Origin of the sequence: Metabacillus sp. B2-18, assembly GCF_021117275.1 — a bacterium.
Lineage (GTDB): Bacteria > Bacillota > Bacilli > Bacillales > Bacillaceae > Metabacillus.
Genome location: NZ_CP088245.1, coordinates 3,431,518 through 3,444,887, shown reverse-complemented (window position 1 = coordinate 3,444,887; position 13,370 = coordinate 3,431,518). Strand labels below are relative to the sequence as shown.

The 13,370-nt window shown below is 33.6% G+C and carries 13 protein-coding genes; 10 read left to right on the top strand and 3 right to left on the bottom strand.

Annotation, left to right across the window (positions count from 1 at the left end):
* Window positions 1-10: 10 nt before the first annotated feature.
* Window positions 11-790, bottom strand: coding sequence for a DUF1189 domain-containing protein (locus LPC09_RS17545; RefSeq protein WP_098797464.1), 780 nt, complete (start codon window positions 788-790; stop codon window positions 11-13).
* 238 nt (window positions 791-1,028) lie between these two features.
* Between LPC09_RS17545 and LPC09_RS17540 the strand changes: the two genes are divergently transcribed.
* The 10 genes from LPC09_RS17540 to phoU all read left to right on the top strand — a co-directional run bounded on the left by LPC09_RS17540 (window position 1,029) and on the right by phoU (window position 12,318).
* Complete coding sequence (locus LPC09_RS17540) at window positions 1,029-2,660, top strand: Na/Pi cotransporter family protein (RefSeq protein WP_176551087.1); 1,632 nt, start codon at window positions 1,029-1,031, stop codon at window positions 2,658-2,660.
* Window positions 2,661-2,862: 202 nt separating this feature from the next.
* Complete coding sequence (locus tag LPC09_RS17535; RefSeq protein ID WP_231307900.1) at window positions 2,863-4,659, top strand: methyl-accepting chemotaxis protein; 1,797 nt, start codon at window positions 2,863-2,865, stop codon at window positions 4,657-4,659.
* Window positions 4,660-4,842: 183 nt separating this feature from the next.
* Entirely contained in the window at window positions 4,843-5,328 is a 486-nt protein-coding gene (locus LPC09_RS17530; RefSeq protein WP_098799557.1) for a DUF456 domain-containing protein, read from the top strand.
* 152 nt (window positions 5,329-5,480) lie between these two features.
* Window positions 5,481-6,089, top strand: a complete 609-nt coding sequence (gene sodA / locus LPC09_RS17525) for a superoxide dismutase SodA (RefSeq protein WP_098799556.1) — start codon at window positions 5,481-5,483, stop codon at window positions 6,087-6,089.
* A 145-nt stretch (window positions 6,090-6,234) separates the two neighbouring features.
* Window positions 6,235-7,524: an MFS transporter gene (locus tag LPC09_RS17520; protein ID WP_098799555.1), complete on the top strand. Its 1,290-nt coding sequence runs from the start codon at window positions 6,235-6,237 to the stop codon at window positions 7,522-7,524.
* A 219-nt stretch (window positions 7,525-7,743) separates the two neighbouring features.
* Entirely contained in the window at window positions 7,744-8,733 is a 990-nt protein-coding gene (locus LPC09_RS17515; RefSeq protein ID WP_098799554.1) for a PstS family phosphate ABC transporter substrate-binding protein, read from the top strand.
* 166 nt (window positions 8,734-8,899) lie between these two features.
* The gene (pstC, locus tag LPC09_RS17510) at window positions 8,900-9,805 is read left to right on the top strand and encodes a phosphate ABC transporter permease subunit PstC (protein WP_098799559.1); all 906 of its coding nucleotides are present in this window, start codon (window positions 8,900-8,902) and stop codon (window positions 9,803-9,805) included.
* A 1-nt stretch (window position 9,806) separates the two neighbouring features.
* Entirely contained in the window at window positions 9,807-10,691 is an 885-nt protein-coding gene (pstA, locus tag LPC09_RS17505) for a phosphate ABC transporter permease PstA (protein WP_098799553.1), read from the top strand.
* Between the two features lie 21 nt (window positions 10,692-10,712).
* Complete coding sequence (pstB, locus tag LPC09_RS17500) at window positions 10,713-11,540, top strand: phosphate ABC transporter ATP-binding protein PstB (RefSeq protein WP_098799552.1); 828 nt, start codon at window positions 10,713-10,715, stop codon at window positions 11,538-11,540.
* A gap of 118 nt (window positions 11,541-11,658) precedes the next feature.
* Window positions 11,659-12,318, top strand: a complete 660-nt coding sequence (gene phoU, locus LPC09_RS17495) for a phosphate signaling complex protein PhoU (protein WP_231307899.1) — start codon at window positions 11,659-11,661, stop codon at window positions 12,316-12,318.
* A 44-nt stretch (window positions 12,319-12,362) separates the two neighbouring features.
* Here the strand turns inward: phoU and LPC09_RS17490 are convergent, their stop codons facing one another.
* Window positions 12,363-12,878 (bottom strand): endolytic transglycosylase MltG, encoded by a 516-nt coding sequence (locus tag LPC09_RS17490; RefSeq protein ID WP_098799550.1) that lies wholly within the window; start codon window positions 12,876-12,878, stop codon window positions 12,363-12,365.
* Complete coding sequence (locus tag LPC09_RS17485; protein ID WP_098799549.1) at window positions 12,875-13,234, bottom strand: hypothetical protein; 360 nt, start codon at window positions 13,232-13,234, stop codon at window positions 12,875-12,877. The genes LPC09_RS17490 and LPC09_RS17485 overlap by 4 nt, the downstream gene beginning before the upstream one ends.
* Between the last annotated feature and the right edge of the window lie 136 nt (window positions 13,235-13,370).

Genomic DNA, 13,370 nt, shown 5'->3' with positions numbered 1-13,370 from the left:
CCGCGCTTTGTTAAGCATCTTTTATTTTCTTCTTAATAGGAGGCACTTCTTTTAAAACTAAATAGATAACAATTAAATGAACAAACCAGTTGATTAAGAATCCGCTTGGAACAATAACCTGTAGACTATCCATTATAAAGAAAAAGACAGTTGCAAGTGTAGTTGAGTAGGCGGCCATAACCCAAACCTGCTTAAAGTTAAGTTTCCTTTGTAAGCTGTTTTTGATGGCTAATCCCAGCAATGCTAAAAAAGTTACTTCTATAAACTTTACGAATGCTCCGAATAAGTACATAACAACAAATAATATAGTTAAAACAATAGGTAGAAGTTGATTAAACTGTGAAGTGATTTCCATTAAATCTTTCTTTGTTATTGACATGTTCAATAGGCTATATTCGTATGATTGTGCTTGCCCATTTGCAGAGAATACAAATCGATCGCTCAAAATACCAATAGCATTTTGTTTTGCCTCGATTTCTTCTACACCGAAAGCACCTGATTCATCTAAAATAATGATAAAATCATCTACTTTTATTTCTATTGGCTTTTCTGTGTCAGCTGAAAGAAGACCATCTTCAATAATAAAGTCGGGAAGTTCATTTTGTAATGTTTGATCAAACCCTTTTATACCCTCACTTAAGCCAGTGGAAAAGTGATAACCAGTCGGAATTGTACTAAGTAACGATAAGATAAAGACATATAAAATAGTTTTTCCTATTCCCTGAAAGCGAAAAGTGGATATGGTTTTAGGTGAGTATATGCTAGTATATAACTGTTTAAAAACGTTCATGTTATGAAACACATCCTTATAATTTATACGTCTTATATTTTATAGATGAAAAAGAAATATGACAAGGAATGAAGTCAAAGTTAAGGTTTATTTTTAAATTAAGGATCTTTTGTAAAGTTTTTATAAATTTTTTGTAAATATTTTAGAAAAACATCTTTACAATAAAACGGAATATCGTTAATAATTGTAAGGGTTGTAGATGTTTGTCGACAAAAGACGAAATGAGGAGTTGGAAATTTTGGAACTGGATATCCAGAAGATGATATTTGAATTCATTGGTGGACTTGGGATATTTCTATTTGGAATTAAATATATGGGAGATGGTCTGCAACGCTCCGCTGGTGACAAACTAAGAGATATTTTGGATAAGTTTACGACAAACCCCTTAATGGGTGTTTTAGCTGGAATTATAGTAACAGTATTAATTCAATCAAGTAGTGGCACAACAGTTATTACTGTTGGTTTAGTTAGTGCTGGGTTTATGTCACTTAGACAAGCTATTGGTGTTATTATGGGAGCTAATATAGGAACCACTGTTACAGCATTTATTATTGGAATTAAGATTTCTGATTATGCCTTACCTATTATTGCTGTAGGTGCAATCCTTTTATTCTTCTTTAAAAATAAAAGAATACATAACATCGGTCAAATTGTGTTTGGTTTTGGAGCACTTTTCTTTGGTTTAGAATTAATGGGTGACGGAATGAAGCCGTTGAGATCTTTAGAGGCCTTCCATGATTTAACTGTAAGTATGAGCTCTAATCCGCTGCTTGGTGTTTTAGTAGGTACAATCTTTACAGTTATTGTTCAAAGTTCAAGCGCGACAATTGGAATTTTGCAGGAGCTTTTTGGTCAAGGTCTATTAGATATTAAGGCAGCTTTACCGGTACTTTTTGGTGATAATATTGGTACAACCATTACAGCTGTATTAGCTTCTATTGGAGCTTCTGTTGCTGCAAGAAGAGCTGCTTTAACGCATGTTATTTTTAATTTAATTGGTACGACGATCTTTTTAATTTTCTTACCACTTTTTACGGTTCTCATGCAATTTTTACAAGCAAAATTAAATCTTAACCCTGAAATGACCATTGCTTTTGCACATGGAACATTTAACTTTTCTAACACAATTATTCAATTACCTCTAATTGGTGTATTAGCCTGGATTGTTACAAAATTAATCCCAGGTGAAGATTCAGTTATTGAATATAAAGCAAAGCACCTTGACCCAATTTTTATTGAACAATCATCTTCTATTGCCCTAGGGCAAGCAAAAGAAGAAGTACTTCGAATGGGGAAATTTGCAACTGTTGGTTTAGAAGCTGCAAGGGATTATCAAATGACCTTCTCTCAAAAAAATGCGGACACTGCTTTGCAACTTGAGGATGCCATTAACAACTTAGATCGAAAAATAACTGATTATTTAATTCTGATTTCAAGAAGTGAGATGTCGACAGCTGAATCAGAAGAGCACAGCATGCTAATGGATACAGTCAGAGATATTGAACGCATCGGAGATCATTTTGAAAATGTGGTCGAATTGGTTGGTTATCAAATAACAAATAAAGTGAAACTTACGGATTCAGCAAAGCAGGATCTTCAAGAAATGTTTGACTTAACAATTCAAACATTAATAGATGCAATAGCAGCTTTAGATGATAAAGACACATCTTTAGCATCTAAGGTTTTAAGGTCAGAAGAGCAAATTGATAAAATGGAAAGAACTCTTCGTAAAAAACATATATTGCGAATTAATGAAGGAAGCTGTACAGGTTCTGCTGGTATTGTATTTGTTGACATTATTAGCAACTTAGAACGAATTGGTGATCATTCAGTTAACATCGCAGAAGCTGTTTTAGGATACAGAGATTAATCTATTCATTAAAATATCAGAACACCACTGCTATAGTAGCAGTGGTGTTTTTTATATAATTACCATTAAAATAGCTAAATTGGTGGATCTTTTTTTAAAAAATATGAAGAAGGTCTTATTGACGTGGATTTTAATCTTAACACTAGCTTAACATTTCGATGTTATAATTAGTCGAAATTACACGAGATATGGAGGGCTCAACTTGGGATTGAAATGGGCGAACTACATAAAAAAGACACCAATACATAAGCAGAAATTCACACCGAAAAAGTTAAAAAAGAGAAAGAATACAGAAAAGGAAAAGATACCAGAAACCAGTTCTGTAATGAGTAGAGTTTTTTCAAAATTCAGTTTAAAAGATCGTTTATTGTTTTTATTTATTTTCTTACTGATTGTTTCTATTAATATTGTTGGAATTAGTTCTTACCTAAAGGCAAAAGATACAACGATTGAGACGATTGAAAACCGAATAAGCCGTGAATCAGAAGTGATGGCATACGTTGCTAAGAACTTAAAGTTCTTATATGTGAGTGATGACCTATATTTTATGCAACAATTAGAGATTAGTATTCGTGACCAGCAACGACAGTTAGAATCAGACGGCATCCAATCGGATATATTTTTTTATTCGGAAAATGTAATTAAACCATTTAAAATAAGTAATAAAGCATACATTCCTTTTACTGAGTCTTTTAAAGAAAAAATAGCAAATGGAAAAAATGCTGTTTTTCATCAAACAATTGATGGAAAAGACTATACAATTTCTGTCATAAAAGTGCCAGAGATTAATGGGAAAACGTTTCTTGTGGTTCCAACTGAATCTTATTTAGGTCCAGTAAATGAAATGGCACAATTTATGATTATTGTAATGGCTGTTAGCTTAATTATTTCAACTATCCTTTTAATTATGTTTGTACGAAGTCTAACAAAGCCACTTAATGAGCTTCAAAATGTTATGACTGAGGTGCGTGAGGGAAATCTAAATAAAAAAGCCTTAATTAATACAACAATTCCTGAGCTTCAATCTCTCAAAGTTAGTTTTAATATGATGATTGAACAGATGAGAGTCGTGATAAATGAAATCAATGAAACAACAACAGAGCTAGAAAATACCGGGGAAAATCTGAGCCATTCTTCAGAATATGCTCTTTCTTATAGCCGTCAGCTAATTGAAGCCATTAATGTTGTGAAACAAGGTGCAGAACAAACAGCAAGTAGCTCAGAAAGCAGTGTAAATGGCTTTCAATCAATGAAACATAGAATTGAACTTTTGATTTCAGGGATGGACACAGTTTTTCAGAGCTCTGAAGATATGAATTTATCTGCAAAGCGAGGAGAAAAGAACAACACATATTTAATCAATACCATCCATAGTTTTGAACAAGATTTTGAGCACATGACCTCAACGATTCAACAAGTAAAGAATCATTCCTCTTCAATCACAAATCTTGTAGGTTTAATTAAAGGTGTCGCCGATCAAACGAAATTATTAGCTCTTAATGCTACGATTGAGGCGGCAAGAGCAGGGGAAGCAGGAAAAGGTTTTGCTGTTGTTGCAAATGAGGTACGTAAACTAGCAGAACAATCATCATTGGCAACTGTAGATATCTCAAAATCAATTGCTGAAATGGAAGATGTAACGATTCGGGCTACAAAAGAATTCGATGATATGCTTATGAAAATTAAACGCAACTTAGAAACAGCAAATTCATCAAAAGCATCTTTTGATGAATTAATGGTTGAAATTGAGACGGTGAGTAAGCGACTGCAAGGAATGCAAGGAGAACTTCAAGGCTTAAAATCAGTTCTCCCAGACCTGGAGGAAGGAACGTTAAGCTTTGCATCCATTTCACAAGAAACTCTTGCAAGTTCAGAACAGATGCTTTCAACTAGTGGTGATCAAATACAGCAGATGGAAAGCACCCATGAAATTGGTTTACAATTAAAAGGCTTATCTAATTCATTGTCTAGTATTTCAAAACAATTTAACGTAAACTAAAAAAGACAGATTGTCTAAACACTCATATTTAGGCAATCTGTCTTTTAATTATTCATATTAAATTGTGCGGTTCTATGGGATACCGTTTATTTTGTTTCATCATATATTATTAGAAAAGAGTACTTGAATAATGTAATAAAAGAAGTCTGTATTAGCCACTATTTACTTTAAGGAGGTTCTTTTATGCAAATAATCTATTGGTCCGTTATTAGTTTATTGTTTGTTGTTTCCTTTATTGGACTTATCTATCCAATTATTCCAAGTGTTCTTTTTATTGTTGCGGGATTTTTACTATATGGATGGTTTTTTGAATTTACTGAACTAACATGGTTATTTTGGATTATACAGGGATTCTTTATTGCATTACTATTCGGAGCAGATTATTTAGCAAATCTGTTAGGGGTAAAAAAATTTGGCGGTAGTAAAGCGGCTATTTGGGGAAGTACGATTGGTCTATTAGTTGGACCTTTTATTGTTCCGTTTATCGGTGTAATAATTGGGCCTTTTATAGGCGCTGTAATTGCAGAGTTATTATTTCATAAGAAGGAATTTAAATTAGCTATAAAATCAGGTGTTGGTTCTCTATTAGGATTTATTTCAGGTGTGTTTGCAAAAGGATTCATTCAATTAAGTATGATAGCGTATTTTCTTTTTCAGGTTTTAAGATAGGTTCTTCTATTGTATATAATTTATTACTTGTGAGAAAACTGTTATGTGTTTGAATGCTTTTCAATTGAAAGTACAGGGCAATTTTGGTAACCTTAAACTTGAAAAGCTTACACAGGCTTTTATCACGTACATATATTAAGGAGGAACTAAAAATGGCATACGAATTACCACAATTACCTTATGCTTATGATGCACTAGAACCACATATTGACAAAGAAACAATGAACATTCATCACACAAAACACCACAACACTTACATTACAAATGTAAATGCTGCTTTAGAAGGAAATGCTGATCTAGCAGGTAAGAGTGTTGAAGAATTAGTTTCTAATCTAGACGCTGTACCTGAAGCTATTCGTCCAGCAGTACGTAATAATGGTGGTGGACATGCAAACCACAGTCTATTCTGGACAATCTTATCTCCAAATGGTGGCGGTGAGCCAACTGGTGAACTTGGTGAAGCAATTAATGCTAAATTCGGCAGCTACGACAGCTTTAAAGAAGAGTTTGCTAAAGCGGCAACAACTCGTTTCGGTTCAGGTTGGGCTTGGTTAGTTGTAAACAATGGTCAATTAGAAGTAACAAGCACTCCAAACCAAGACTCTCCTTTAATGGAAGGAAAAACACCGATCCTTGGTTTAGATGTTTGGGAGCATGCTTATTACTTAAACTACCAAAACCGCCGTCCAGATTACATCGCTTCTTTCTGGAATGTAGTAAACTGGGATGAAGTTTCTAAGCGTTTCAGCGCTGCGAAATAATAAGAAGTTAAAGAGAAGGGCTAACAAACTTGTTAGTCCTTTTTTGTATGGCTTTTTCCACTCAACTTACTAATTGCAAGATATATACATAACTACAAACCGATAAGACAAACTATGTACTAGAAGTTGAAGGGGAGTAGTTTTTATGTCAAAAATGAAAAAAATTATCGGTGATGTAGATGTAAGTAAGGATTTGATTTTATTATTAGTAATAGGAGGATTATATTCCCTAAGTATTGCACTTTCTAATACATTTGTGAACGTATACTTATGGAAACAATCCGGAAAGTTTATTGATTTAGCAATTTACAACTTATCAATTGTAGTGATGCAGCCTATAACCTTTATCTTTGCAGGAAGGCTGGCTAAAAAAGTAGATCGTGTAATCGTATTAAGGCTAGGTGTTATTTTTTTAGCTGTATTTTTCTTAAGTGTTCTTATGATTGGAGGATCTGCCGCAAAATTTCTTATCCTTCTAGGAGGTACTTTAGGGATTGGTTATGGTTTCTACTGGCTTGCGTTTAATGTTTTAACATTTGAGATTACTGAACCTGAAACAAGAGATTTCTTTAATGGATTTTTAGGTGTGATGAACTCTACAGCAGGAATGGTTGGTCCTATAGTGGCCGGTTTTGTCATCTCTAGGCTAAAAAACTTTACTGGTTATACGACAATTTTTACAATTTCTCTCTTATTATTCTCAGGCGCTGTAGTACTGAGCTTTTTTTTAAAGAGAAGAAAAGCCGAAGGAGATTATATATTAAGACGAATTTTTCATGAAAGAAAGAATAATAAAAATTGGCGACATATTACAAGAGCGCATTTTTTTCAAGGCTTAAGGGAAGGAACATTTGCTTTTGTCATTGGTGTTTTCGTCTTTATTACAACAGGCAGTGAATTAGCGTTAGGGACTTTCGGTTTAGTCAATTCAGGTGTAGCTTTTATAGGTTATTATCTTGCATCAAGAGTGATAAAGAAAAATAAGCGTAAACGTTTCATTTTGATAGGTGGAACTTTACTATATTTCTCAATTTATTTAATTTTGTTTGATTTGACTTATCAAAAGCTACTTATATATGCTGTACTCATTGCTATTGGGTATCCGATGTTGCTCGTTCCATATATGTCATTAACATTTGATGTGATTGGAAAGGCGTGGAGCGCTGCAAAAGCAAGAATAGAGTACATTGTAGTAAAAGAGATTTTTCTAAACGCAGGAAGAATTGTATCAATACTAGGGTTTATCATTGCTATTTCTTTCTTTGATGAAAAACAAAGTATTCCTGTTTTACTTGCCATTATTGGAGCAGGTCACTTCGTAATATACTTTTTTGTGAAAAATGTGCAACTAGAAGAAAGCGAAGAAAGCATAGATCAAACTAGTCGAAAACCAGTTCTAAAGAACAATCTTGTTGATGGTGATAGTAGTGGGTAAATTTGGTTCGTAATATTATGTATGTAACAATTTCCTTGTATAAAAATAAAAATTGAATATTGTTTTAATAACCCTAATACCCATCCTTACACAAAATATGACAAACTCCATCACAAATTTACAAAACCTTTACATTCAGTTAAAACGTTATTAATACTAGAGCGTTATTCTAATACTCGTAGGACAAAACAAAAAACACTCTTTAGGGGGAAATTGGCAATGAAAAGCTTTAAAAACCTGGCATTACTTATCGTAATGGGAATCTTAGTTGTATTCGCAGCTGCTTGTGGTGGCGGAGAAACTACAAAAGAAACTAACACTGGTAACGGAGAAGCTACTGAAGAAGAAGCAACTTTAGAAGGTAGCGTTGTAATTGATGGTTCTGGTACTGTATATCCTTTCATGGCAAGAATGGCTGAAAACTATATGGGTGAAAATGAAGAAGTTTCTGTTGAAGTAAGTCGTGCGGGTACTTCTGCTGGTTTTGAAAAGTTTCTTGTAGCTGAAAACGGAACTGATTTCAATGATGCATCTCGTCATATTAAAGAAGAAGAAACAGCTAAAGCTGAAGAGCTTGGTATTGAAGTTAAAGAATTCCAAGTTGCTCTTGATGGTTTAACATTTGTTATCAACAAAGAAAATGATTGGGCAACTGAAATGACTCAAGAAGAAGTTGTTAAAATCTTCCTTGCTGAAGGTGGAGTAACAAAATGGTCTGATATTAACCCAGAATGGCCAGCTGAAGAAATCAAGCCTATGGGTCCTAACGAAAACCATGGTACTAACGAGTTCATGTTTGAAACGATTATGGAAGAAAAAGATTTCGTTGATAGTGTAAACCTACAACAAGAATATTCTACTCTTGTAGATCTTGTTTCAAAAGATAAAAATGCAATTGCATTCTTTGGATATGGATACTACGATAGCAATAAAGATAAATTAAACGCAGTTTCTGTAGACTTTGGTAACGGTCCTGTTGCTCCAAGCTTAGATACAATCGGTTTAGATGATGAAGCTGGATACAAAGCATTTACTCGTCCAGTATTCACATACCTAAATGTTGATATGGCAAAAGAAAAGCCACAAGTTCTTGATTATGCAATCTACACTATGGAAAATGCTCAAGATGTAGCTGCTGAAACTGGATTTGCTCCATTAAAAGATGAAGTAATTCAAGAATCAATCAGCTTCTTAGAAGGATTAAAATAATCATCCTCGAAGTTTTCCTAACTGTAAGAAGATGAGAAGTTTTAGCTTCTCATCTTCTTATGTATTTTCTTCTATTAAAACTATCTACAATAAAATTTCACCTTACATAATATGTGGAGGATGGAAGGGGTTTTCGATCTTGGATAATAAAGAGAGCATCCGTGACATGATTGAAAAAAAGAGAAGCACGACAAATTTAACTTCAGTCACAGAAAAGTTCATGCCTAAATTTTTATTAGCAATTGCAACAATATCAATACTGACAACAATTGGTATAGTTGTTACTCTATTAACTGAAACAATTAACTTTTTTAGAGATGTTCCATTTTTAGACTTTTATACTGGAACAATTTTAAAGCCATTAGGTGATGATGCAGTATTTGGTGTACTTCCATTATTATTGGGAACTCTCTATTCAACAGTTATTGCCATGATAGTGGCTATTCCAGTTGGTTTAATGGCAGCTGTATTCTTGAGTGAATATGCTTCAGATAAAGTTCGAAGAATTTTAAAGCCTATATTAGAAATTCTTGCAGGTATTCCTACAATCGTATATGGTTTTTTTGCTTACACCTTTGTAACACCTTTATTAAGATCATTTATACCGGCTCTAGAACCAACTAATATTTTAAGCCCTGGTATAGTGATGGGTATTATGATCATTCCAATGGTAGCTTCACTCTCTGAAGATGCGATGAGTTCTGTACCAAACACAATGAGAGAAGGTGCTCTTGCCCTTGGTTCGACAAAACTTGAGGTAACTTGGAAAGTTGTCATTCCAGCTGCTATATCTGGTATAATCGCCTCGTTTGTATTAGGAATTTCTCGTGCGATTGGTGAAACTATGATCGTCGCAATTGCAAGTGGAAGTAACAAGGACTTTACCTTTGATCTAACACAATCCATGCAGACAATGACTGCTTATATCGTTGAAGTAACTGGTGGGGAAGCTCCTGCAGGCTCAACTATTTATTACAGTTTATACGCTGTTGCTATGACATTATTTGTTTTTACTCTTATAATGAACCTAGTTGCTCAGTATATTTCTCGTAAATATAGGGAGGAATATTAAGATGAAATATGTAGATGTTGAACAGGTACAGAAAAAAATGGGATCGCGATTGTTTGCAAATAACCTTGCGAACGTTGTTTTTCTATTAGCTACCCTATTTGGATTAGTCGTATTGTTAACATTAATCTATCGTGTATATTCAGATAGTATTGGATGGATTGACTTTCAATTTATTACGAATAAACTTTCAACAGATGCAGAACGAGCAGGTATTATGGGTGCGATCATGGGTACTTTATGGTTAATGGTCGTTGTTGCACCTGTTACAATGTTTTTAGGAGTCGGAACTGCAATCTACCTAGAGGAATATGCGAAAAACGGGAAATTAAAATCTATTATTCAAACTAATATTTCTAACTTAGCTGGTGTCCCATCGGTCGTATTCGGTATATTAGGATTGACTGTATTTGTACGAAGCTTTGGATTAGGGAATATTGTTCTTGCTGGTGGTCTAACAATGTCTTTATTAGTACTTCCAATTGTTGTTGTTGCAAGTCAGGAAGCGATTCGTGCTGTTCCACAATACCTTAGAGAAGCTTCTTATGGAATGGGAGCTACTAAATGGCAAACCATAAAAAATATCGTTTTACCTGCAGCCATTCCAGGGGTGTTAACTGGTCTAATACTTTCTCTCTCCAGAGCAATAGGTGAAACAGCACCTCTAGTTGTTATAGGTATTCCGGCTTTGTTAATTCCACTTCCAGATGGAATTTTTGATAAATTTACAATTTTACCTATGCAAATTTATTATTGGACTGTTGACTCTGCTCTTGTTGCTGAATATGCAAACCTTGCTGCAGCTACAATCGTTATACTCTTAATCGTATTATTCTTAATGAATTCAATTGCAATCATTATTAGAAATAAGTTTCAAAATAGATTTTAATTTCTTGGGGGTTTTCAAACTATGGCAGTTTTATCTGATAGTGAAAAGAACAATGTAACGACTATTGAAAGATCAGAGAAGTCAGTGGATAAAAAGAGTGTTGTATATGATACAAAAGATTTAAATTTATGGTACGGTGGAGATCAGGCATTAAAGAACATTAACCTTTCTATACATGAAAATGAAGTAACTGCAATCATTGGACCTTCTGGTTGTGGGAAATCGACATTTATTAAAACATTAAACAGAATGGTTGAATTAATACCTGTTGTTCGTATATCAGGAGATATCAGATATAGAGAAAAAAGTATCCTTGATAAGAGTTATAAGGTTGAAGATTTAAGAACAAGAGTTGGTATGGTTTTCCAAAAACCTAATCCATTCCCTAAATCAATTTATGATAACATCGCTTACGGACCTAGAATTCACGGTATAAAAGATAAACGTATTTTAGATGAAATTGTTGAGAGAAGTTTACGTGGGGCTGCAATTTGGTCTGAAGTGAAGGATCGATTAAAAGAAAATGCATATGGTCTTTCTGGGGGACAACAACAGCGTTTATGTATTGCTCGCTGCCTAGCAATTGAGCCTGATGTTATCTTAATGGATGAACCAACTTCAGCGCTTGATCCGATTTCAACTCTTAAGGTAGAGGAATTAATTCAAGATTTAAAGAAAGATTATAGCATTATCATAGTAACTCACAACATGCAACAAGCTGCTCGTATTTCAGATAAAACAGCGTTCTTCTTAAACGGAGAAGTTGTAGAGTTTGATGCGACGGATAAAATCTTTTCAAATCCTGTTGATAAGAGAACTGAAGATTATATTACAGGTCGATTCGGTTAATAAAAAAAGTCGTGCATTTCCAAAAGTGCACGACTTTTTTTATCTATAAACTTATATTAGTGTTATAAAGCATTGTTTTGGGGAATATATAACTGTATTTACATAGGAGGTAATCATTATGAGTATAAGAGAAAGATTCGAGATCGATTTAAAAAACTTAAGAGATAAACTAATTGAAATAGGAAGTATTACTGAAGTTGCACTTAACAAGTCAATTGATGCATTAGAAAAACAAAATATTGATGAAGCTCTTCAAATTATTGAGGATGATTATAGAGTGGACGACCTTGATGAAGAAATTAATGATTTAGCAATTCTTTTAATTGCTAAACAACAGCCTGTTGCAACAGATTTAAGAAGAGTTATTGTTGCAATTAAAATTTCAAGTGATATTGAAAGAATGGCTGATTTTGCAGTAAACATAGCTAAGTCAACAATTAGAATCGGTGATGAACCTCTTGTTAAACCAATTAAACATATTAGAAAGATGCATGAAATTGCTACAAAAATGCTCTCATTATCGATAAAGGCTTTTAATGAAGAAGACCTTGTATTAGCAAAAGAAGTGGCTGATATGGACGATCAGGTTGATGAATTATATGGAGAAACAATTCGAGATATATTAGATCTCATGTCATCTAAAAAAGATAGCTATCAGCAACTTACTCAGCTTATGTTCATTTGTCGCTATATTGAAAGAACAGCAGATCATGCAACAAATATTTCTGAGAGTATTATGTACTTGATTAAAGGACAGAGATACGATTTGAATTCATAAGTAAATAAAAAACAGCTAAGAATAAGAATCTTAGCTGTTTTACGTTACCTAGTAATTGCTTCTGCAAGTTGCTGGAACGTCATTCCTTTTTGGACTTCAAACGTGCCAAGCTGGACTCTTGTATGAAAGTTGTTTTTGATTAAATATTGATCAAATTCGAAAGATGAGGCAATTATGGCATTTTGTTCTAGAAGATCAGAAACTTCACTAGTTGTCATGCCTTCCTTAATCGTAATATTATACTTTATTACTTCTTCTTTCTTTTCTTCAGCTTCTTTAGGTTGTTCAGTTTCTTTAGCCGTCTCAGTTTGTTGTTGATTTTGAGAGTCCTCTTGTACTACTTCTTCTTTTTTTAGTGCTAAAAGCTCTTCATACTCTTCAGATGTGATGGAAACTTGTCCATTGCTTTTAAGAAATTGGCTGACTTGTTTTTCTGTTACTTCTTTTTTCTCACTATCAGCAGTTGCAGATTGATGATCTGAAAGAAGATAGGTTCCGCCAAGAACAGAAGTTGCAACAATCATGCCTGCTGCAAATGCTTGAAAGCCTAATTTACTCATGTTAATGCCCTCTCATTCTGTTCCACAATTGAGCGAATTTCTTCAACAGAAGAAGCTTCTGATAAAGCGATAGCTTCAAGTGACATACCTTGGCGATACTTTGCTAATATACGTTTAGGGTTTGCGCCCTCATCCTCTTGATAAGGTTTTGCTTGTTCTTTTAAAGGAACATCATTTTGTAATAATTCTTCTTCTACAATGCGCATTTTCTTTTTCAATTTATAAATTTCTTGCATTGCAGATAATTGTAAATGGTCTAATTCTTGTTCTAGTTCTTTAACATTGTCACGTTGGAAAAAAGATAATCCAATTAAAGCAATGCTTATAATAAATAAAATAATAATCACAATTGTCATCAATTTCACCTTCTTTGATTATTTCCCTTTACCTTTATATCATAATTTTTCATTGTAAAGAAGGGATATTTTGAGGAAAATGTAGTTTTTTGACGATATTTCTTTAAAAAAGCAAAGTTTGAATACATTTCGCACA